Genomic DNA, 18,977 nt, shown 5'->3' with positions numbered 1-18,977 from the left:
TCCTGACCAACGCAGCTCAGCCGACGGCGCTTGCGACCCCCTTGAGCATCAACCCGGCGCCCACCAGCAGCACGGCCAGCGCGGAGACCAGGGGGACCGTACGGCGGAGCAGTACGGCCAGGGGATGGGCGCGGCGGGCCGGGCTCCGGTCCAGGAGCCGGCCGGCGACCGGGCCGAGCCGGACCACGGCGAAGCCGGCGGCGGTCAGGGTGAGGGCCAGGCCGGCGCCGTACGCGACGACGAGGAGGAGGCCGAACCATGCCTGGCCGAGGGCGGCGGCGCCCACCAGGACGACCACGGCGGAGGGGCTGGGTACGAGACCGCCCGCGAAGCCGAGGAGGAGAGTGCCCTTGAGGGTGGGTGCGGTGGAGTGGGAGTGGGTGTGGCCGCCGTGCGTGTGGGTGTGGGTGTGGGTGTGGGTGTGAGGGTGGTCGTGCTCGCGGTCGTGGTCGGGTGGGTGCGGGTGGTGGTCGGCCACATGTGGGGTCTCTCCCTGTGCGCCCGCCCCATGGGTGGTTGCCCCATGTGTGCTCGGCACAGCTGTGTTCCCTGCAGGTGGGTTCGGCACATGTGGCCCTGCACCATGGTGCGTGCCCGCGTGGGTCTCCTCACCATCGCCCCCACCCACGAGCGCCAGCGCCCGCACCTCCACCTCGGTGCCCGGGGCGTGCTCATGCGTATGCCCCGCCCGCATCCCACGCTCCCGCCAGGCCCGCCGTACGAGGTTCAGTCCCGCGCCGAGCACCAGCGCCCCGCTCGCCACCCCCAGCCACGCCACCACCGAGGGGGTCGCGGCGGAACCGGCCGTCACCAGGAGCCCCAGCGCGACCACCCCCAGGGTGTGGGTGACCGTGACCGAGGCGGCCAGCGGGAGTACGTCACGCAGCCGGGCCCGCACGCCCCGGGCGGCAGCGGCGGCGGCCATCAGCGTCTTCCCGTGTCCCGGTGCCAGCGCGTGGGCCGCGCCCAGGCCGACCGCGACGAGCAGGGCGAGCGAGGCGAAGCCGAGGGTGAGGTCGCGCCGGGCGACCAGGCCGGTGAGGGCCCGGGTCCAGCGGTCGGCGCCGCGCGGCAGCACCGAGTCGCCGGGGGCGTCCCGTCGCGGTGAGAGGGCGGTCCCGCCCGGCCGGGCGGTGAACCGGGCGGTGGAGGTGTCGGCGGGGGAGGACAGCAAGCCCGCCGGATAGGAGGTGAGTTCACGCGAGACCGAGTCGCGCGGCACGTCGGACCGGCTCAGCGTCATCCGGTCGCCCCGCGCCGTGACCTCCCGCCAGCCCGGCCCGGACGACACTCCGGCGCTGCGGAAGCCGACGTCCGCCGTCGCGCCCCCTGGCAGCGGTGCCGACTCCACGCACTCCAGCCGCAGCGTGTCCAGCCCCGCCTGCCCCGGCCTCAGCTCGGCCCGCGCGGCCGACACCGTGAGCGCGACCCGGCGCCCGCCCACCGTGACCTCGCTGCCCCGCGCCGCCCCGGCACAGCGCGCCTCGGCCCACCGGGCGGTCCCGAGCCGCTCCAGGTCCGGCTTCGCCTGGGTCGCCGGTATCTCCGCCAGGTCCTCGACATGGGTGACGCGGAGCCGTCCGGGAGCCGCGACCAGCCCGTCGTACCGGTTGACGGTGAAGTTGCCCAGGGGGTGCGCGTTCGCCGCCGGGGCGGAGCCGAGCAGCACGGCGCAGGCGCCCGTGAGGACGGCGAGGGAGCGGCGGAGTCTCACTTGGCCGCCTCCAGTGCCTCGCGCGCCTCGGCGGCACCGAGCGGGGAGAAGCCGGGGTTCAGCTTCAGCGCCGCCGCCAGCGAGGCGCGGCCCTCCTCCCGGTGGCCGGTGGCGAGTTCGACGACGCCCCGGTGGTAGAGGAAGGACGCGTTGGGCCAGCCGGTGGCGGTGGCCGCGCGGGCGTGCGCGAGGGCTTCCGCGTCATGGCCGTTGACGTGCAGTGCCCAGGCCAGGGCGTCCGCGGTGTGGACGGTGTGCCGGCGGCCCCACTCGGCGCGGGCCGCGCGCAGGGCGGCCGCCCTGTCCCCGTGGTCGGCGGCGGCCAGCGCGGTGTCGAGGTCGGCGTCGACGCCGTTGGCGCGGGCCAGCGCGGTCCACGCCTGGACGAGCGTGTACTGCCGCCGCGCCTTCTCGCGGTCCCCGGCGCCACCGCGCGCCTCGTACAGCTCCCCGAGCGCGACCAGCGAGGTCGGCAGCGGGGCGCGGGCGACGACCGCCTCCAGTCCCTTGACGGCGGCGGCCCGCCGTCCGCTCGCCGCCTGGGCGCGGGCCCTGCCCTCCAAGGCGGGGAGGTAGCCGTCGTCGGCGGCCAGGGCACGGGCGTACCGGGTGAGAGCGGTTTTGTAGTCGCCCTGGTTCCAGGCGAGTTGCCCGAGCTGGGTGGCCACGTAGGCGATGTCGCCAGGGGAGGTCGCCCCGGTGAGGGCCTGCTGGAGGACGCGCCGGGCCGTGGTGACGTCGCCGCGAAGCTCGTGCACGTAGGCGTACCGGGTGAAGACGGGGGTGCCGGGCCTGCGGGCGTCGGCGGTGTCGGCGGCGCGGGCCGCCTCCGGGTAGCGGCCGAGTTCGACCAGGGCGTCGATGCGGGAGCAGAGGGCGCGTTCGTCGTAGGGATTGTGCTTCAGGACGCGGTCCGCGGCTGCGAGCGCGCCGGTGAAGTCGTGGCGGGCCGCGGCGAGGGCGGCCTGCCCGGCCACCGCCCTGTCGTTGCCGGGGGCGAGCGCGAGGGAACGCCTCAGGGCGGCCTGCGCCTGCGGGTACCGGGCCGGGTCGCCCTTGGTGCGGGCCTGTTCCACGTAGGCGAGGCCGAGGGCGGCCCAGCCGTCGTGATCCTTCGGCTGCGCCTTCAGGTGGCCCTGGAGAGCGGCGACGGCCGCGTCCGGGTCGGCGCCCGCCGGCGCACCGGGGTCCATCGCGGCGACGGCGCCGGCCGGGGCCGCCCGCCCGCCGTCCCGCGCGGCCCCGAAGGCGACCGCGCCACCGGTCAGGGCGACGGCCAGCAGGGCGGCGGACGCCACCCGCCACGCCGTCCGGCGGCCCCGGACGGCACCCTCCTGTGCCCCGTCGGTCTGCTCGTCACTACTCGTACGCGGGCCCATCGCCCTCTCCTGGTTCGCCTGATGGTGGTAGGGAAGACCGGCGCGGCCCGCCGTGGGGGAAGGAATACGGGCCGTGCCGGTCGCTCTGGGGACCGGGGTCAGTACGCGCGCCGCATCCGGCGGCGCCACCAGCCGACGACGGTGCCGAGCAGCAGGATTCCGGCCGCGCCGGCCGCCGCCGAACCAGCGATCAGCGTGGTGCTGCCGGTACCGCCCGCCGCCGAGGCCGGGCTCAGCGCGTCGCCGAGCTGGTTCTTGACGTCGGCGCCCGCGATCGTGCCCCTGGCCAGCGCACCGCGCGAACCCGCCGTGGGCTGGGCGACGTAGGGGAAGGACTTCTCGAACTTCCTGTCGTTGGCGTCCACGGCGTCGCCCAGGTCGTTCTTGGCGCCCAGGAGTTCGCCCTCGACGACCTGGAGGGCCTCGTCGATCACGTCGTCGGTCAGCCGGCGCCCGTTGGGGAAGCCCGCGTTGTCACCGTCCAGTACGCCGAGCCGCTTGGGGTGCGTGGTCGGCTTGATCGAGGTGTTCAGCCGCAGTTGCTCCGAAGGCCGCACGTCCGGCGGCTGGTTGAGGCCCTTGACACCCTTGAGGAAGACGTCGACCAGGTCGTTGCGCGGCTCGGCGGGGGCGTCGATCTTGTAGATACCCTCGATGAGCCTGGGCAGCTCCGGGTTGGTGACGTTCTTCAGGAACTGGGCGTCGTGCGAGGGCTGGGAGGCGTTGAAGCGGTCCTTGTCGGCCTGCGGGTTGACCACCTCGTTGACCAGCGGGTTGCCGAGGCGGGAGACCTGGCTGTAGTAGCCCTGGGCGTTGCGGCGCTGGGTGGTGGACCAGATGCCGACGACAGGCTGGTCCGCCGACTGCCGGATCAGGTCGTTGGGGACCTGGAGGGCGATCGTGTTGACGTTGTAGCCCTTGAGGGTGTCCCGGCCGACCTCGCTGAGGTTGCCGCCGTACAGCAGGTCGAAGACGCGCAGGTCCAGGAAGAACGGGTCGTCCGCCTGTCCGGCGAAGGTCGCCGCCCCGCCCGCCGTCCGGTACACCGCCTGGGAGCGCAGCTTGCCGTAGTCCGGCATGGACGCCTTGCCCACGTTGGACGGCGCCACCGGCACGTCGTCCGCCACCTTCGTCCGTGACATCGCGTGGCCGTCCTTCATGCGGACCAGTTCGAGGTCGTAGGTCTGGGTGATGTTGAGGTCCGGATCGTCCAGGCTGGTGACCGGGCCCGTGTTGTAGAGGAACGTCTTCCCGTTCTTCGTCCGCGTCCTGAAGGTGTAGCGGAAGAGGAGGTCGTCCCGGGCGTCCCCGTCACTGTCGATGTGCAGGTCGTACTGCGCGTCGTCGGCGAAGGTGTAGAAGTTCGGGCCGCCCGCCGGCTCCTCGAACGGTATCCAGTCGGCCACGATCGTCGTCGTGTCCGGCTTGTCGGGGCTGACGAACGCGTACAGATCGGTGTTGTCGTACTGCGGGGTGCCCGAGATCAGCGGGGCCTCCCGGTGGGAGGAGGCGGAGGCCGCCCCCGGCTCCAGCGTGGCGACACCGGCGGCCGCGAGCCCGCCGGCGGCCAGCGCACCGCAGATGAGCGGGACCAGGCCCTTGCGTGCCGTGCCGCTTCTGGCGAAGAGAGTCATGCCGTCCGTCCTCGAATCCGACTTGCTTGACGGACGGGTATACGGAGCGGTCGGCGACCGCGGATTGGCCCGGGCGGAACTTTCTTTTTCCTTCTTCCCGACCCGCGTTTTCGGCTCTCCGATCCGTATCAACCGCCGGAGGTGTGCTTTCGTGCGGATGCGAGGGGTCGCCGGCAGAGCCGGGTGCGGCCACGGCCGGGGTGAGGGTGCCGAGGTACTGCTGGTGCGCGTGGCGGGCGGCGACCACCAGGCGTTCGAGGAGCTGTACGGCCTGGTCTCCGGCCCGGTGTTCGGGCTGGTCCGGCGGGTGGTGCGCGATCCCGCACAGTCCGAGGAGGTGGTCCAGGAGGTGCTGCTCGAACTCTGGCGCTCCGCGCGCCGGTTCGACCCGGCACGCGGCAGCGCGCTGTCCTGGGTCCTCACCCTCGCCCACCGTCGCGCCGTCGACCGGGTGCGCAGCGCCCGCGCCGCCGGCGAACGCGAACAGCGCGAGGCCCTGCGTGCCGGGGAACCCGCCTTCGACCACGTCACCGAGGAGGTCGAGGCCGGCCTGGAAAGGGAGTGGGTACGCCGCTGCCTGCGACGGCTGACCGACCTCCAGCGCCAGTCCGTCACCCTCGCCTACTACGACGGCTACACCTACCGCGAGGTCGCCGAACGGCTCTCCCTGCCGCTCGGCACGGTCAAGACCCGGATGCGCGACGGCCTCAACCGGCTGCGCGGCTGCCTCGGAGGTGCCGCGTGACCCTCTTCGGCAGGCTGCTGCGCCGCGAGGACCCGCACTCGCTGGCCGCCCCCTACGTGCTGGACGCCCTCGACCCCGGTGAGCGGCGCCGGTTCGAGAAGCACCTCGCGGGCTGCGGCCGCTGCACGGCGGAGGTCCGCGAACTGTCCGAGGACGCCGTCCGGCTGGCCTGGTCCACCGCTGCTCCCGCCCCGGCCGCCCTGCGCGAACGTGTGCTGGCCGCCGTGCGCGCCACTCCGCAGGAACCGGCTCCTGCCAGCCGGCCGCGTACCGCCCAACTGCCTCCGCACGTATGGGGAGTACAGCCGCCGCCCGCCCGTGCCAGGCGGGCCGGGCCGCGCCCGCTGTTCGTTCCGTTCGCCACCGTCACGGCCGCCGCCGCACTCGTCGTCGCCTCGCTCTTCGCCGTCCAGGCGCAGCGCGCCGAGGGACGACTCGCCGACGAGCGGGCGCGGGCACGTGACATCGCCCACGTTCTCGCCGCTCCCGACGCGCGCAGCACGGCCGGGACCGACGGGCAGGGCCGCGCCCTCGCCGTCGTCGCCTCGCCGTCCGAGGGCCGTGCCGTCGTCACCCTGAGCGGATACGGCAGCCCGTCCGGCGGCCGGGTGCATCAGCTGTGGCTCACGCGTCCGGGCGCCGGGCCCCGTTCTCTCGGGCTTCTCACCGGCGACACGCCCTTGCCCGTCAAGGGGCTTGGGAAGTCAGCGGCGTCACTCGCCGTGACCGTCGAGCCGAACGGCGGTTCCACACACCCCACCGGCCAGCCCGTTGTCCAACTCACCCTGAAATCAGTCGGATTCGGAGAGTAGTCAACTAGGGATGATCAACCGCCTTGCGGGGAAGGTGAATCCCGTGGCCGAGATACACGCATGCCCTAGGGGGACGATAGGGTTACTCTGCCCGTGGGCCGGGTGGATTGGTACGGGTGGGGAGTGACATGGAGCAGATAGCAATGCGCAGCAGGGCCAGGGTCCCTGCGATCACCTGCGGCAGTGGTGCGACCAGCAGGCGTCTGGACCGCCACCTCGCGGTGCTCGGCGGACCTGCCATACCGCACCAGAAGACGGTCGAGGCGACGTCGCTGATGCGTGAACTGACCGCGCGGGACACCGTGCGTCAGCGCAGCGACCGGCGCGTCCGCGTCAGCCGGGTCTCTCTCTTCGCGCCTCTGCGCCGGCTGCGCCGGTCACTGTTCGGCAGCCACTGAGCCGTACCGAGCGGACTCCCCGGAGTTCCGCCCGGTCCCGGCCCGGCCCCGAACAGGCGCCCCGCCCCGCAGTTGCGCGCGTCGACCGCGCTCAGGCCGCCACACCGTCCCGGCGCAACGCCGCGATCTCGTCGTCCGTCATCCCCAGAGCACGGAGCAGCGCGTCGGTGTGCCGGCCGAGCGCGGGCACGTCCCCCAGCCGCGTCTGCGCACCCCCCGGCAGGGTGATGGGCGGCAGCAGCGCGCGCAGCGGTCCCACCGGCGAACCCACCCGCCGCCACCGCTCCCGCGCGGCGAGCTGCGGATGCTCCGCCAGCTCCGTCAGATCCCTGATCCGCGCACACGCGATCCCCGCCGTCTCCAGCCGCGCCAGCGCCTCGTCCGCCGTCAGCGCGCCCAGCGCCCCGGCGACCAGCGCGTCGGTCCGCTCCCGCCCGGCCACCCGCGCCGCATTGGTCGCGAACGCCGGGTCCTGGGCCAACTCCGGCCTTCGAAGGACCTGTTCGGCCAGCCGCCGCCACTCCCGGTCGTTCTGCACCGACAGCAGCACCCGGCCACCGTCCGCCGTCCGGTAGGAGTCGTAGGGCACGATCACGGCGTGCGCGAGGCCGGTGCGCGCCGGAGGTTCGCCCCCGTGCATCGTGTGGTGCAGCGGATGCCCCATCCACTCGGCCAGCGCCTCCAGCATCGACACCTCCACCGGGCCGCCCCGCCCGGTCGCACCGCGTCGCACCAGCGCCGCCAGCACCCCGGAGAAGGCGTACATGGCGGCCGCGATGTCCGCCGCCGGGATGCCCGCCTTCACCGGCCGCTCGGGCGTGCCGGTGACCGACACCAGCCCGGCCTCGCACTGCACGAGCATGTCGTACGCCCGCTTGCCCGCGTACGGCCCGGAGCCTCCGTACCCGGAGATGTCCACGGCGATCAGTCGCGGGTCCGCCGCGCACAGGGTGGCCGCGTCCAGGCCCATCCGGGCCGCCGCGCCGTGCGCGAGGTTCTGCACGAACACGTCGGCGTCCGCGATCAGCCGCCGCACGACGTCCAGGCCGCGCGGGTCCTTCAGGTCCAGCGCGATGGACTCCTTGCCCCGGTTGCACCAGACGAAGTGCGAGGCCAGTCCCTCGGCGGCGGTGTCGTAGCCGCGTGCGAAGTCACCGCCGTCGACCCGCTCCACCTTGATCACCCGGGCGCCGAGATCGGCCAGCTGGCGGGTGGCGAAGGGGGCGGACACGGCCTGTTCGACTGCGACGACGGTGACGCCCTCCAGGGGCGGCGGCAGCAGATCCATGCCCGCGATGATCTCCCGGCGGGCCGCCGCTGTCACCCGGCACCTCGTCAGAGCAGGGCGAACTGTCCCTCCGGCCCCTCCTCCCGGTGGTCCAGCACCGAGGCGGGGCGCCGGGTCGGGGGTGCGGGCGGGAGAACTCCCGCCGTCCGGAGTTCCGTTGCCGTGATCGGCCGCGACACCGGCCCCGCGCCGGGGAGTTCGGCCAGGAGGGTCAGTACCGTGACCAGCTCCAGCAGCTCCGACGTCCAGCTCTGGGGCCAGGTCCGGGGGCCGATCGCGGTCAGGGTGCCCGGTTCACCGGAGGCCGTCCGGGCCGTGATCCAGGCTTCCAGCGTGCGGACCCCGGCCACCTCGTGCTCCCAGGCCGCACGCGGGACGGGCGAGACGCGGCCCTCGTCCAGGAACAGGGCCTCGTCGTCGGGGTCGTAGCGCAGGCTGCGCGGGTACGGGGGCAGCGGTGCGCGGACGTACGGGCGGCGGCCGCCGGGCAGCCTGGGACGCTCGCCGTCCCGGCGCATCAGCCACAGCGCGCGCCGGCCGGCCGCCACGCCCCGCGCCCACACCTCCGGGTCCCCGGTGAGCGGCACGGTGAGGTCGGCCTGGACCGCGGTCAGTGTCCACGCCAGCACGTCCGCCGCCGCGGGCCGGAAGCCGAGCCGTACCGCCAACTCGTCCAGCAGGCCCGGCGCGAGATTGGGTTCGGCGCCGCCGGGACGCCGGTACAGCGGGCGGACGCGTCCGGCGGCGAGGGTCGGCGGCAGTGAGGTCGCAAGCAACCCGGCACCCGTCTCCACCACGAACACCTGACGCTCGTCCGCCACCCGCCACAGCTCCGGACGGGCGAGGTCGATCAGCCGGTGGTCGGGGATGAGCCAGCGCTCGTCGAACGGCGCCGCGAGCACCCGCACCGGCTCCGGGCACGGTCCCGAGGCCCGTGCCAGCCGCTCGGTGCCGGTGTTCCGGCCGGGCAGCTGGGCCACCGCCGAGTGGACGGTGCGCGACCGGGTCGGCTCGAACAGGGCCTCCCGCGCGGCCCCTTCGGCGGCCAGCAGGGCCGTCCAGCGGGCCCTGAGGGACGCCGGGTCGGGGGCCGTCGGCCAGTCGCGGCCCGGCCGCAGCGGTGCGACGGACCACGGCATGAGGTCCGCCAGCGGCGGCGCGTCCTCGTACGTCACGCCCGGAATGCTACGGCCTCGGTCCGAACGGGGCAGGGGAACGGGGGCGGCGCTCAGGTCGCCTCCAGGGTGACGGTGAAGGAGAAGCGGTCGCCCCGGTAGTGGATGACGGCCACGTCCAGCACGCGCCCCGAGGTGTCGTACGTGACGCCCGTGTAGTGCAGGATCGGGCTCAGCAGCGGCACCTCCAGCAGCCGGGCGGTCTCCGGGTCGGCGAGCCGGGCCTCCACCGTGTCGGTGATCCGGCTGATGTCGGCGCCCACCACGTCCCGCAGCACCTTGGTCATCGGCCAGCGGGCCAGATCGGCCGGGTCGATCCGGTCGGCCAGCTCCGGGCGTACGTGGTTGACCGCGTGGTTGGTCGGCTCGCCGGTCTTCGCGTCCCCGCGCAGCCGGTGGTAGACCGCCACCTCGGCGAGGTCCGGGAAGTGCTCCGCCCACACGGGCGGCACCGGGAGCCGCGAGACGTCCAGCAGTTCGGCCGTCATCCCGGACTGCTGGGCCACGATCGCGTCCACCGAGCCGAGCAGCCTGACCGGTGCCCCGCGCCGCACCCCCGGCTCGATGAAGGTGCCGCGCCGCCGGTGCCGGCTGATCAGTCCCTCGTCCTCCAGCTCCTTCAGCGCCTGCCGCATCGTCAGCACGCTCACCCCGTAGTGCCCGGCCAGCCGCTCCTCGGTGGGCAGCCGCAGCGGGTCCTCGGGGGAGCGGCCCAGGATGGAGGCCCGCAGCGACTGCGACACCTGGTACCAGAGGGGCAGCTTGCGGTTCAGGACGATCGAGTCCGGGGCGAAGGAGGTCACGCGGCTATCCGTACCTGTCTGGAACCGGTCGGCGCAACGGAGCCGTCGCACACGGGAGTCGCCACTCGGAGCCGGCAGCCGGAGCGGTCACGAGGCACGGAAGTGCGGCTCCAGTCCGCGCCACACGTCGTCGTAGTCCCGCTGGAGGTGATCGGCGCGGGCCGCGTCCGGGGTGAGGGCGATCGGCCAGCGGGTCTCGAACATGAAGGCCAGCCCGTCGTCGATCCGCTGCGGGCGCAGCTCGGCCGCGCTCGCCCGGTCGAAGGTCTCCCGGTCCGGCCCGTGCGCCGACATCATGTTGTGCAGCGAACCGCCGCCGGGCACAAAGCCGCCCGGACCCGCCGTCTTGGCGTCGTAGGCGCCCTCGACCAGGCCCATGTACTCGCTCATCACGTTCCGGTGGAAGTACGGCGGCCGGAACGTGTCCTCGCCGACCAGCCAGCGCGGGGCGAACACCACGAAGTCGGCCCCCGCCAGACCCGGAGTGTCCGAGGGGGAGGTCAGGACGGTGAAGATCGACGGGTCCGGGTGGTCGTACGAGATGGTGCCGATCACATTGAACCGCCGCAGGTCATAGACGTACGGCACATAGTTGCCGTGCCAGGCGACCACGTCGAGCGGAGAGTGGTCGTAGGTGGCCGTCCAGAGGTTGCCGCAGAACTTGTTGACCACCTCCACCGGGCCCTCGACGTCCTCGTAGGCGGCGACCGGCGCGCGGAAGTCGCGGGCGTTGGCGAGGCCGTTGGCGCCGATGGGGCCCAGGTCGGGAAGCCGGAAGTGGGCGCCGTAGTTCTCGCACACATAACCCCGAGCCGACTCATCGAGCAGCTCCACACGGAAGCGCACCCCACGGGGAATGAGCGCCACATGGGCGGGCTCCACATGGAGGCGGCCGAACTCGGTGTGCAGCAGCAGTCCGCCCCGCTCGGGGACGATCAGCAGCTCCCCGTCGGCGTCCGAGAAGACGCGGTCCATCGAGGAGTTGGCGTGATACAGGTGCACGGCCATACCGCTGCGCTGGGTCGCGTCGCCGTTGCCGCCCAGCGTCCACAGGCCGGCCAGGAAGTCCGTTCCCGGCAGCGGCTCGGGCAGCGGACTCCAGCGCAGCCGGTTGGGGTCGGGCACGGTCTCGGTGAAGGGGGCGGTGCGGATCGCGCCGTTGGCGGTGCGGGTGAAGGCGGGGTGCGCGGCCGAGGGGCGGACGCGGTACAGCCAGGAGCGGCGGTTGTGGGCGCGGGGCTCGGTGAACGCCGTACCGCTGAGCTGTTCCGCGTACAGGCCGAGCGGCGCGCGCTGCGGTGAGTTGCGGCCCTCGGGCAGGGCGCCGGGCACCGCCTCGGAGGCGTGTTCGTTGCCGAACCCCGTCAGGTACGCCAGTGCTTCGGCGGTCTTCCGCGCGTCCCCGCTCATGATCGCTCCCTTGCGCACGCTTCTCCGTAATTCCTATGGAGCACCGTAGGAATGACGGGGTGTGTGCGCAAGAGGCGGACGCGCCCTTCACCCGGCCGTGGCGCGAGAACCGGCCGCCCGGAGGACGTGCGAGGACTCCAGCCCTTCTCCGCCTTCCGGTGGCGAGGCATCATGTGGCCGTGCCCCATGTGACATCCCTCCGCCGGGCCCCCGTCCAGCGGCGCAGCGCCGAACGGCTGGCCAGAATCCTCGACGCCTGCGCCGCCCTCCTGGACGAGGTCGGCTACGACGCCCTGACCACCCGCGGAGTCGCCGAGCGGGCCGGGGTGCCCATCGGCTCCGTGTACCGCTTCTTCGGCAACAAGCGGCAGATGGCCGACGCCCTCGCCCAGCGCAACCTGCGCGACTACGCCGAGCGCGTCACCGTGCGACTGGAGGAGGCGCCGCCGGAGAGCTGGGCGGCCGCGATGGACGTCATCCTGGACGAGTACCTCGGCATGAAGCGCACCGCGCCCGGCTTCGCCCTGGTGGACTTCGGCAACCAGATACCGGTCGGCACCCGCGGCGCCCCGCCCAACACCCGCGTCGCGGACCGGCTCGGCGGCCTCATCGCCGGCCATCTCGACCGCACCCCCGACGACGACCTGCGCCGCGTCGTGCTGGTGGCCGTGGAGAGCGCGGACGCCCTCGTCCAGCTCGCCTTCCGCGCGGACCCGGACGGCGACCCGGCGATCATCCACGAGACACGGGAGCTGCTGCGGGCGTATCTGGGCCGCGCGCTGGACTGAACCGCATCAGGGGCTCCCGTCCATGCCTACCGGTCGGTATGCTCGCCCGAGCCGGTACGGCCGTGCCGCCGACCCTCCGGGAGGACCCGTGCCCCGCACCGCCCTGCGTATCTGCCCCCTCTGTGAGGCCACCTGCGGGCTGACCCTCACCATCGAGGGCACCCGCGTCACCGCCGCGCGCGGCGACCGGGACGACGTCTTCAGCAAGGGCTTCATCTGCCCCAAGGGCGCCTCCTTCGGCGCCCTGGACGCCGACCCCGACCGGCTGCGCACCCCGCTCGTCCGCGAGAACGGCGAGCTGCGCGAGGCCAGTTGGGAGGAGGCGTTCGACGCCGTCGCGCGCGGCCTGCGCCCGGTCGTGGAGCGGTACGGCGCCGACGCCCTCGGGGTGGTCCTCGGCAACCCCAACGTGCACACCATGGCCGGCGCGCTCTACCCGGCCGTGCTGCTCGGCGCGGTCCGCACCCGCTCCCTGTTCACCGCGTCCACGGTCGACCAGATGCCCAAGCACGTCTCCAGCGGCCTGCTGTTCGGCGACGCCAACGCCATCCCGGTGCCCGACCTCGACCACACCGGCCACCTCCTGCTGATCGGCGCCAACCCGCTGGAGTCCAACGGCAGCCTGTGCACCGCGCCCGACTTCCCCGGCAAGCTGAAGGCGCTCAAGGCGCGCGGCGGAAGCCTCACCGTGATCGACCCCCGCCGCACCCGTACCGCAAGGCTGGCCGACCGGCACCTCGCCATCCGGCCCGGCGCCGACGCGCTGCTCCTCGCCGCCATGGCCACCGTGCTGTTCGAGGAGGAACTGGCCGACCTCGGCGACCTCGCGCCGCACGTCGACGGGCTGCCCGAACTCCGCGAAGCACTCGAGGACTTCACCCCGGAAGCCGTCGCCGGAGCCTGTGACGTCGACCCGGACACCATCCGCACCCTCGCCCGCGAGCTCGCCGCCGCCCCCACCGCCGCCGTCTACGCCCGCATCGGGAGCTGCACCGTCCCGCACGGCACCCTGGCGAGCTGGCTGGTGGACGTGCTCAACACCCTCACCGGCAACCTCGACCGCCCCGGCGGCGCCCTCTTCCCCCAGGCCGCCACCGACCGCACCCCCCGCCCGGCGGGCCCGGGCCGGGGCTTCTCCCTCGGCCGCTGGCACTCCCGTGTACGGCGACTGCCCGAGGCCAAGGGCGAGTTGCCGCTCTCCGCCCTCGCCGAGGAGATCGACACCGCCACCCCGGAGGGCGAGCCCCTGCGCGCGCTCGTCGTGATCGCCGCCAACCCGGTGCTGTCCGCGCCCGACGGTGACCGGCTCGACAAGGCCCTGGGCTCACTGGACTTCATGGTCAGCGTCGACCCCTACCTCAACGAGACCTCCCGGCACGCGCACGTCGTGCTGCCCCCGCCGCCGCCCGCGCAGAGCCCGCACCACGACTTCGCCTTCAACACCCTGGCCGTCCGCAACCAGGTCCGCTACACCCGGCCCGCCGTGCCGCTGGAGCCCGGCAGGATGGCCGAGACCGAGATACTCGCCCGGCTGACCCTTGCGGCGAGCGGCATGCACGGCGCCGACCCGGACGACGTCGACACCATGGTGATCGACCAGACCCTCGGCAAGGCCGTCCAGGAACCCCACTCCCCGGTCCACGGCCGGGACCCGCGCGAGCTGGCCGCCCGGCTCACCGGCGCCGACGGGCCCGAGCGCCGGCTCGACCTGATGCTGCGCCTCGGCCCCTACGGCGACGGCTTCGGCGCCCGCCCCGACGGGCTCACCCTCGCCCGGCTGCTCGACCACCCGCACGGCATCGACCTCGGCCCGCTCCGCCCGCGCCTGCCCCAGCCGCTGAGGACACCCAGCGGCAAGGTCGAGCTGCTGCCCGCGCCCATCGCCGCCGACCTGCCCCGGCTGCGGGAGGCCCTGCGCGAGCGGCCCGCCGGGCTCGTCCTGGTCGGCCGCCGCCATCTGCGTTCCAACAACAGCTGGCTGCACAACGTGCCGGCCCTCACCGGCGGCACCAACCGCTGCACCCTGCACCTCCATCCCGAGGACGCCGAACGTCTCGGCGTGCGCGACGGAGAGGCGGTGCGCGTCAAGGGCGCCGGGGGAGAGGTGACCGCGCCCGCCGAGATCACCGACGCCGTCCGGCCCGGTGTGGTGAGCCTCCCGCACGGCTGGGGTCACGACCGCCCCGGCACCCGGCTGACCCACGCCGGGCGCGAACCCGGCGTCAACGTCAACCAGCTCCTCGACGGCACCCTCCTCGATCCCCTGTCCGGCAACGCCGTCCTCAACGGCATCCCGGTCCGGATCGTCCCCGCCGGCGCCCCGGCAGCCCTGGCGCCGGAAAACTAACGCCGCTAGTTTGGTGGGCCGGCGGGGACGTGCCCGCCGGGTACCGTCGCCCCCGCTTCCGAGGAGACCGCGCGCGATGACCGTACGAGCCGCCGTCCTGCCCGCCGTCGGGGCCCCGCTGGAGATCACCGGGATCGAACTGCCCGAGCCGGGGCCCGGCCAGGTGCGGGTGCGCCTGGCCGCCGCCGGGGTCTGCCACTCCGACCTGTCGCTGTCCAACGGCACCATGCGGGTACCGGTCCCCGCGGTGCTCGGCCATGAGGGCGCGGGCACGGTGACCGCCGTGGGGGAGGGGGTGGCCGGTCTCGGACCCGGCACGCCGGTCGTCCTCAACTGGGCTCCGGCGTGCGGTGGCTGCCCGGCCTGTGCGCGGGGCGAGGTCTGGCTGTGCGGGCACGCGCTGGACGGAGCCGCCCGGGTCCACGCCCGTACGGCCGACGGCACCGAACTCCATCCCGGCCTCAACGTCGGCGCGTTCGCCGAGGAGACCGTCGTACCGGCGGCCTGCGCGCTTCCCCTGCCCGAGGGTGTTCCCCTGACCGACGCGGCCCTGCTCGGCTGCGCCGTCCTCACCGGATACGGCGCCGTCCACCACTCGGCGCGGGTCCGGCCCGGCGAGACGGTCGCCGTGTTCGGGGCCGGCGGGGTCGGGCTCGCCACCCTCCAGGCGGCCCGGATCGCGGGCGCGGCCCAGATCATCGCCGTGGACGTCTCGCCGGTCAAGGAAGAGCTGGCCCGCGCCTGCGGCGCCACCGACTTCGTCCTCGCCGACGAGCAGACCCCGCGCGCCGTCCGAGCTCTCACCCGCAAGCAGGGCGTCGACGTCGCCGTGGAGTGCGCGGGCCGGGCGCAGAGCATCCGCGCCGCCTGGGAGTCCACCCGCCGTGGCGGCCGCACCACGGTCGTCGGCATCGGCGGCAAGGACGAGCAGGTCACCTTCAACGCCCTGGAGATCTTCCACTGGGGCCGCACCCTGACAGGCTGCGTCTACGGCGACTCCGACCCCGCCCGCGACCTCCCCGCCATCGCCGCCCACGTCCGCGAGGGGCGCCTGGACCTCTCGGCCCTGGTCACGGAACACATCACCCTGAAGGACATCCCGGCGGCCTTCGAGGACATGCTGGCCGGCCGGGGCGGGCGGGCGCTGGTGGTGTTCTGAGGCTTCAGCGCACCCGGTCGGGGCCGGGCGCCGCGTCCACGACCTGCGGGGGACCCGTACGCCGCCGCGAGCGGGCCACCGCCACGCCCGCCAGGCACAGGACGCCGCCGCCCAGCATCACCGGTCCCGGGACCCCGCCCAGCGCCAGCCACGACATCAGGACCGCCAGGGCGGGGACGGCGTCGTCGCGCCCAGCAGACGATGACGCGGACCGAGGTCCATCGGACTCCTCGATCGAATCGGTGAAAGGACCGGCGGCCTCAGGCCAGCGCCCGCCCGTCGACGCCCAGCAGCTCCGCCAGCGCGACGGCCCCCGCGGGCGTCACCCGTACCGCGCGCCCCGAGCCCACGCGGGCGCACCACCCGGTGTCCAGCGCGTGCCGGCACAGCGCCGCGCCCGCCGCGCCCCCGAGATGCGGGCGCCGCTCCGTCCAGTCCAGGCAGGAGCGGGCCAGCGGGCGCCGGGTGGCACGGTCCACGGCGATACCCGTGTCCCGGAACCACGCCAGCCCCTCGTCGGTCAGCGCGAACCCGGTGTCCTGGCGCAGCAGCCCGCGTGCGGTCAGCGCGTCCGTGACCGCGATGCCCAGCCGGCCGGCGAGATGGTCGTAGCAGGTGCGCCCGCGCGCCAGGGCGGATTGGGTGCTGACCTCGCGCAGCGTGCGGGGGACCTGGACCACCGCGTCCTGCGGAAGATGTGCCGCCAGATCCTCGACGAGCTGCGCGGCGCGCGGGCCGGCCAGCCGGACGTAGCGGTGCCGCCCCTGGCGCTCCGTCGCCAGCAGGCCGCCCGCGACCAGCCGGTTCAGGTGCTCGGTGAGGGTCGAGGGCGCGACCCCGACGTGCCGGGCGAGTTCCCCCGCGGTCCAGGCGCGCCCGTCCAGCAGGGCCAGCAGGCACCCGGCCCGCGTCTCGTCGGCGAGCAGCGCGGCGAGTGAGGCGAGGGCGGCTGCGCACGGTTGGCTGGCGGTCATGTGCACAGCATGCGGGACGGACGCTTCGGCACCCGCCGAATCATGACCGGTGCTCCGGCTCCCCGTACTGCCCCTCCAGGCCGGCCAGCAGCGCCGCGAGCCCCACCTCGAAGGCGCGCTCGTCGATCTTCTCCTGCTGCTCGGCGAGGAGGTGCGCCTGGCCCAGGTGGGGATAGTCGGCCGGGTCGTAGGCGCTCGCGTCGTCCACGAAGCCGCCCGCGAAGGAGCTGAGCGCGGAGCCCATGACGAAGTACCGCATCAGCGCGCCGATCGAGGTCGCCTGCGCCGGGGGCCAGCCCGCGTCGACCATCCCCCCGTACACCGCGTCGGCCAGCCGCAGTCCGGCCGGCCGGCGGCCGGGGCCGTGGGCGAGGACCGGGACGATGTTGGGGTGGTCGCGCAGCGCGGACCGGTAGGAGACCGCCCAGTCGTGCAGCGCGGTCCGCCAGTCCCGGCCGTCCTCGAACATCGACAGGTCGACCTGCGCGCTCACCGAGTCCGCGACCGCCTCCAGGATCTCGTCCTTGGTGCGGAAGTGGTTGTAGAGCGAGGGCCCGCTCACCCCGAGTTCGGCGGCGAGCCGCCGGGTGGAGACGGCCTGGAGGCCCTCCGCGTCCACGAGGGCTCGTGCCGTCCGCACGATCCGGTCGGTGCTGAGCAGGGGCTTGCGCGGTCGGGCCATGGCGCACATAGTAGGGCTGCGGGCAGAAACTAGCACTGCTAATTTAAATGTACGTCTTTCAAGGGCCTTACGGGTTCCCGCCGAGGCCGTGTGGGGTGATCGCGTGGTGAACCTGGGCCTGAGCGAGGAACAGGCGGCCGTACGGCAGCTTGCCCGTGACTTCGTGGAGCGCGAGATCGCCCCGTACTCCGCCGGCTGGGACCGCGCCGAGGAGGTCGACCGGGGCATCGTGAAGAAGCTCGGCGAGGTCGGCTTCCTGGGTCTGACCATCGACGAGGAGTACGGCGGCTGCGGCGGCGACCATCTCGCGTACTGCCTGGTCACCGAGGAACTGGGCCGAGGCGACTCCTCGGTGCGCGGGATCGTCTCCGTCTCCCTCGGCCTGGTCGCCAAGTCCATCGCGGCCTGGGGCGACGAGGAGCAGAGGCGGCGGTGGCTGCCGGGGCTGACCTCCGGCGAGCTGATCGGGTGCTTCGGCCTCACCGAGCCCGGTACGGGCTCGGACGCGGGCAACCTCACCACCCGGGCCGTGCGGGACGGTGACGACTACGTGCTGAGCGGCACCAAGATGTTCATCACCAACGGCACCTGGGCCGACGTGGTGCTCCTCTTCGCCCGCTCCACCGACGCCCCCGGTCACAAGGGCGTCTCCGCCTTCCTCGTCCCCGCCGACGCGCCCGGCCTCACCCGCCGCACCATCCACGGCAAGCTCGGCCTGCGCGGCCAGGCCACCGCCGAACTGGTGCTGGAGAACGTGCGGGTGCCCGCCTCCGCCATGGTCGGCGCCGAGGGCAAGGGCTTCTCCGTCGCCATGTCCGCGCTCGCCAAGGGCCGGATGTCGGTGGCCGCGGGCTGCGTCGGCATAGCCCAGGCCGCCCTGGACGCGGCCGTCCGGTACGCCGGTGAGCGCGAGCAGTTCGGCACCTCCATCGCCCGGCACCAGCTGGTGCAGGAGCTGATCAGCGACATCGCCGTGGACGTGGACGCCGCCCGGCTGCTCACCTGGCGGGTGGCCGACCTGGTCGACCGGGGCGAGCCGTTCGCCACCGAGTCCTCCAAGGCCAAGCTGTTCGCCTCCGAGGCCGCCGTGCGCGCCGCCTCCAACGCCCTGCAGGTGTTCGGGGGTTACGGCTACATCGACGAGTACCCGGTCGGCAAGCTGCTGCGCGACGCCCGCGTGATGACCCTGTACGAGGGCACCAGCCAGATCCAGAAGCTGCTGATCGGCCGCGCGCTGACCGGCGTCTCCGCCTTCTGACGCCGCGCCCCTTCTGAGTACGGGTACTGAGTACCTCGGCGGATGTGGCCCGCGCCGGGTCCGCCGAGACTGGTGCCATGAGCGACACACCCGTCAAGCAGCAGAGCACGGCCGCCTTCTACGGACAGGCCGTCGCCTCCTTCGCCGTCGCCATGACGGCCACCGCCATCGGCATCTACCGGCTGGACGCCAACGCCTGGGTGCGTGGCTTCCTCGCCATCGCCGTCCTCTACCTCGTCACCTCCGCCTTCACCCTCGCCAAGGTGATCCGGGACAGGCAGGAGGCCGGCCAGATCGTCAGCAGAGTCGACCAGGCGCGGGTGGAGAAGCTGCTCTCCGCGCACGACCCCTTCGAGAAGCTGTGAGGTGAGCCCGTCTCGCTAAGCGAGCGCTCACCTTCGGCGGTATGGT

The 18,977-nt window shown here is 73.9% G+C and carries 18 protein-coding genes; 8 read left to right on the top strand and 10 right to left on the bottom strand.

Annotated features, from left to right (window positions below):
* Window positions 1-16 precede the first annotated feature (16 nt).
* The 3 genes from ACWCV3_RS19600 to ACWCV3_RS19590 are packed head-to-tail and all read right to left on the bottom strand — an operon-like array spanning window position 17 to window position 4,727.
* The gene (locus ACWCV3_RS19600; RefSeq protein ID WP_451225407.1) at window positions 17-1,714 is read right to left on the bottom strand and encodes a nickel transporter; all 1,698 of its coding nucleotides are present in this window, start codon (window positions 1,712-1,714) and stop codon (window positions 17-19) included.
* Window positions 1,711-3,222: a tetratricopeptide repeat protein gene (locus tag ACWCV3_RS19595; protein ID WP_451225404.1), complete on the bottom strand. Its 1,512-nt coding sequence runs from the start codon at window positions 3,220-3,222 to the stop codon at window positions 1,711-1,713. Before ACWCV3_RS19595 ends, ACWCV3_RS19600 begins: the two co-directional genes overlap by 4 nt.
* A complete protein-coding gene (locus tag ACWCV3_RS19590) occupies window positions 3,192-4,727 on the bottom strand; it encodes a DUF4331 domain-containing protein (RefSeq protein WP_451225401.1) in 1,536 nt (511 codons plus the stop codon). The genes ACWCV3_RS19595 and ACWCV3_RS19590 overlap by 31 nt, the downstream gene beginning before the upstream one ends.
* 157 nt (window positions 4,728-4,884) lie before the next feature.
* On the opposite strand from ACWCV3_RS19590, the gene ACWCV3_RS19585 reads away from it, so the two are divergent.
* From ACWCV3_RS19585 to ACWCV3_RS19575, 3 genes are all read left to right on the top strand, one after another.
* On the top strand, window positions 4,885-5,472 hold the full coding sequence (locus ACWCV3_RS19585) for a sigma-70 family RNA polymerase sigma factor (RefSeq protein ID WP_451225514.1): 588 nt from the start codon (window positions 4,885-4,887) through the stop codon (window positions 5,470-5,472).
* Window positions 5,469-6,284, top strand: coding sequence for an anti-sigma factor (locus ACWCV3_RS19580; RefSeq protein WP_451225398.1), 816 nt, complete (start codon window positions 5,469-5,471; stop codon window positions 6,282-6,284). The genes ACWCV3_RS19585 and ACWCV3_RS19580 overlap by 4 nt, the downstream gene beginning before the upstream one ends.
* A gap of 128 nt (window positions 6,285-6,412) precedes the next feature.
* Window positions 6,413-6,682, top strand: a complete 270-nt coding sequence (locus ACWCV3_RS19575) for a hypothetical protein (protein ID WP_451225395.1) — start codon at window positions 6,413-6,415, stop codon at window positions 6,680-6,682.
* Window positions 6,683-6,773: 91 nt separating this feature from the next.
* Here ACWCV3_RS19575 and ACWCV3_RS19570 read toward each other — a convergent pair whose 3' ends face one another.
* From ACWCV3_RS19570 to hmgA, 4 genes are all read right to left on the bottom strand, one after another.
* Window positions 6,774-7,970: a CaiB/BaiF CoA transferase family protein gene (locus ACWCV3_RS19570; protein WP_451225511.1), complete on the bottom strand. Its 1,197-nt coding sequence runs from the start codon at window positions 7,968-7,970 to the stop codon at window positions 6,774-6,776.
* Window positions 7,971-8,017: 47 nt separating this feature from the next.
* On the bottom strand, window positions 8,018-9,154 hold the full coding sequence (locus ACWCV3_RS19565) for a type ISP restriction/modification enzyme (RefSeq protein ID WP_451225508.1): 1,137 nt from the start codon (window positions 9,152-9,154) through the stop codon (window positions 8,018-8,020).
* Window positions 9,155-9,198: 44 nt separating this feature from the next.
* Window positions 9,199-9,948 carry a GntR family transcriptional regulator gene (locus ACWCV3_RS19560; protein WP_451225392.1) on the bottom strand — a complete coding sequence of 250 codons (750 nt, stop codon included), beginning with the start codon at window positions 9,946-9,948 and terminating at the stop codon, window positions 9,199-9,201.
* An 87-nt stretch (window positions 9,949-10,035) separates the two neighbouring features.
* Window positions 10,036-11,358 carry a homogentisate 1,2-dioxygenase gene (gene hmgA / locus ACWCV3_RS19555; RefSeq protein ID WP_451225389.1) on the bottom strand — a complete coding sequence of 441 codons (1,323 nt, stop codon included), beginning with the start codon at window positions 11,356-11,358 and terminating at the stop codon, window positions 10,036-10,038.
* A gap of 179 nt (window positions 11,359-11,537) precedes the next feature.
* Between hmgA and ACWCV3_RS19550 the strand changes: the two genes are divergently transcribed.
* The 3 genes from ACWCV3_RS19550 to ACWCV3_RS19540 all read left to right on the top strand — a co-directional run bounded on the left by ACWCV3_RS19550 (window position 11,538) and on the right by ACWCV3_RS19540 (window position 15,652).
* On the top strand, window positions 11,538-12,146 hold the full coding sequence (locus tag ACWCV3_RS19550; RefSeq protein WP_451225387.1) for a TetR family transcriptional regulator: 609 nt from the start codon (window positions 11,538-11,540) through the stop codon (window positions 12,144-12,146).
* A gap of 88 nt (window positions 12,147-12,234) precedes the next feature.
* A complete protein-coding gene (locus tag ACWCV3_RS19545; protein ID WP_451225384.1) occupies window positions 12,235-14,493 on the top strand; it encodes a molybdopterin oxidoreductase family protein in 2,259 nt (752 codons plus the stop codon).
* Between the two features lie 76 nt (window positions 14,494-14,569).
* Window positions 14,570-15,652, top strand: a complete 1,083-nt coding sequence (locus ACWCV3_RS19540) for a Zn-dependent alcohol dehydrogenase (RefSeq protein WP_451225381.1) — start codon at window positions 14,570-14,572, stop codon at window positions 15,650-15,652.
* A gap of 4 nt (window positions 15,653-15,656) precedes the next feature.
* Here the strand turns inward: ACWCV3_RS19540 and ACWCV3_RS19535 are convergent, their stop codons facing one another.
* The 3 genes from ACWCV3_RS19535 to ACWCV3_RS19525 all read right to left on the bottom strand — a co-directional run bounded on the left by ACWCV3_RS19535 (window position 15,657) and on the right by ACWCV3_RS19525 (window position 17,308).
* Entirely contained in the window at window positions 15,657-15,809 is a 153-nt protein-coding gene (locus tag ACWCV3_RS19535) for a hypothetical protein (RefSeq protein WP_451225378.1), read from the bottom strand.
* A 103-nt stretch (window positions 15,810-15,912) separates the two neighbouring features.
* A complete protein-coding gene (locus tag ACWCV3_RS19530) occupies window positions 15,913-16,626 on the bottom strand; it encodes an ArsR/SmtB family transcription factor (protein WP_451225376.1) in 714 nt (237 codons plus the stop codon).
* Between the two features lie 40 nt (window positions 16,627-16,666).
* Window positions 16,667-17,308: a TetR/AcrR family transcriptional regulator gene (locus ACWCV3_RS19525; protein WP_451225374.1), complete on the bottom strand. Its 642-nt coding sequence runs from the start codon at window positions 17,306-17,308 to the stop codon at window positions 16,667-16,669.
* Between the two features lie 106 nt (window positions 17,309-17,414).
* Between ACWCV3_RS19525 and ACWCV3_RS19520 the strand changes: the two genes are divergently transcribed.
* Together ACWCV3_RS19520 and ACWCV3_RS19515 are read left to right on the top strand one after the other, a co-directional pair.
* The gene (locus ACWCV3_RS19520) at window positions 17,415-18,566 is read left to right on the top strand and encodes an acyl-CoA dehydrogenase family protein (RefSeq protein WP_451225506.1); all 1,152 of its coding nucleotides are present in this window, start codon (window positions 17,415-17,417) and stop codon (window positions 18,564-18,566) included.
* 77 nt (window positions 18,567-18,643) lie between these two features.
* Entirely contained in the window at window positions 18,644-18,931 is a 288-nt protein-coding gene (locus tag ACWCV3_RS19515; protein ID WP_451225372.1) for a YiaA/YiaB family inner membrane protein, read from the top strand.
* Window positions 18,932-18,977: the final 46 nt, after the last annotated feature.

The organism is Streptomyces sp. NPDC001781 (assembly GCF_053596035.1).
The sequence above is the reverse complement of the archived record's forward strand: the minus strand, read 5'-3'. Positions and strand labels throughout refer to the sequence as shown.

Bases quoted from the DNA above. Each gene is read 5' to 3' on its own strand.
- ACWCV3_RS19525 (WP_451225374.1), bottom strand. From the start codon at position 17,308: ATGGCCCGACCGCGCAAGCCCCTGCTCAGCACCGACCGGATCGTGCGG.
- hmgA (WP_451225389.1), bottom strand. From the start codon at position 11,358: ATGAGCGGGGACGCGCGGAAGACCGCCGAAGCACTGGCGTACCTGACG.
- ACWCV3_RS19515 (WP_451225372.1), top strand. From the start codon at position 18,644: ATGAGCGACACACCCGTCAAGCAGCAGAGCACGGCCGCCTTCTACGGA.
- ACWCV3_RS19535 (WP_451225378.1), bottom strand. From the start codon at position 15,809: ATGTCGTGGCTGGCGCTGGGCGGGGTCCCGGGACCGGTGATGCTGGGC.
- ACWCV3_RS19590 (WP_451225401.1), bottom strand. From the start codon at position 4,727: ATGACTCTCTTCGCCAGAAGCGGCACGGCACGCAAGGGCCTGGTCCCG.
- ACWCV3_RS19585 (WP_451225514.1), top strand. From the start codon at position 4,885: ATGCGAGGGGTCGCCGGCAGAGCCGGGTGCGGCCACGGCCGGGGTGAG.
- ACWCV3_RS19570 (WP_451225511.1), bottom strand. From the start codon at position 7,970: ATGGATCTGCTGCCGCCGCCCCTGGAGGGCGTCACCGTCGTCGCAGTC.
- ACWCV3_RS19540 (WP_451225381.1), top strand. From the start codon at position 14,570: ATGACCGTACGAGCCGCCGTCCTGCCCGCCGTCGGGGCCCCGCTGGAG.
- ACWCV3_RS19575 (WP_451225395.1), top strand. From the start codon at position 6,413: ATGGAGCAGATAGCAATGCGCAGCAGGGCCAGGGTCCCTGCGATCACC.
- ACWCV3_RS19530 (WP_451225376.1), bottom strand. From the start codon at position 16,626: ATGACCGCCAGCCAACCGTGCGCAGCCGCCCTCGCCTCACTCGCCGCG.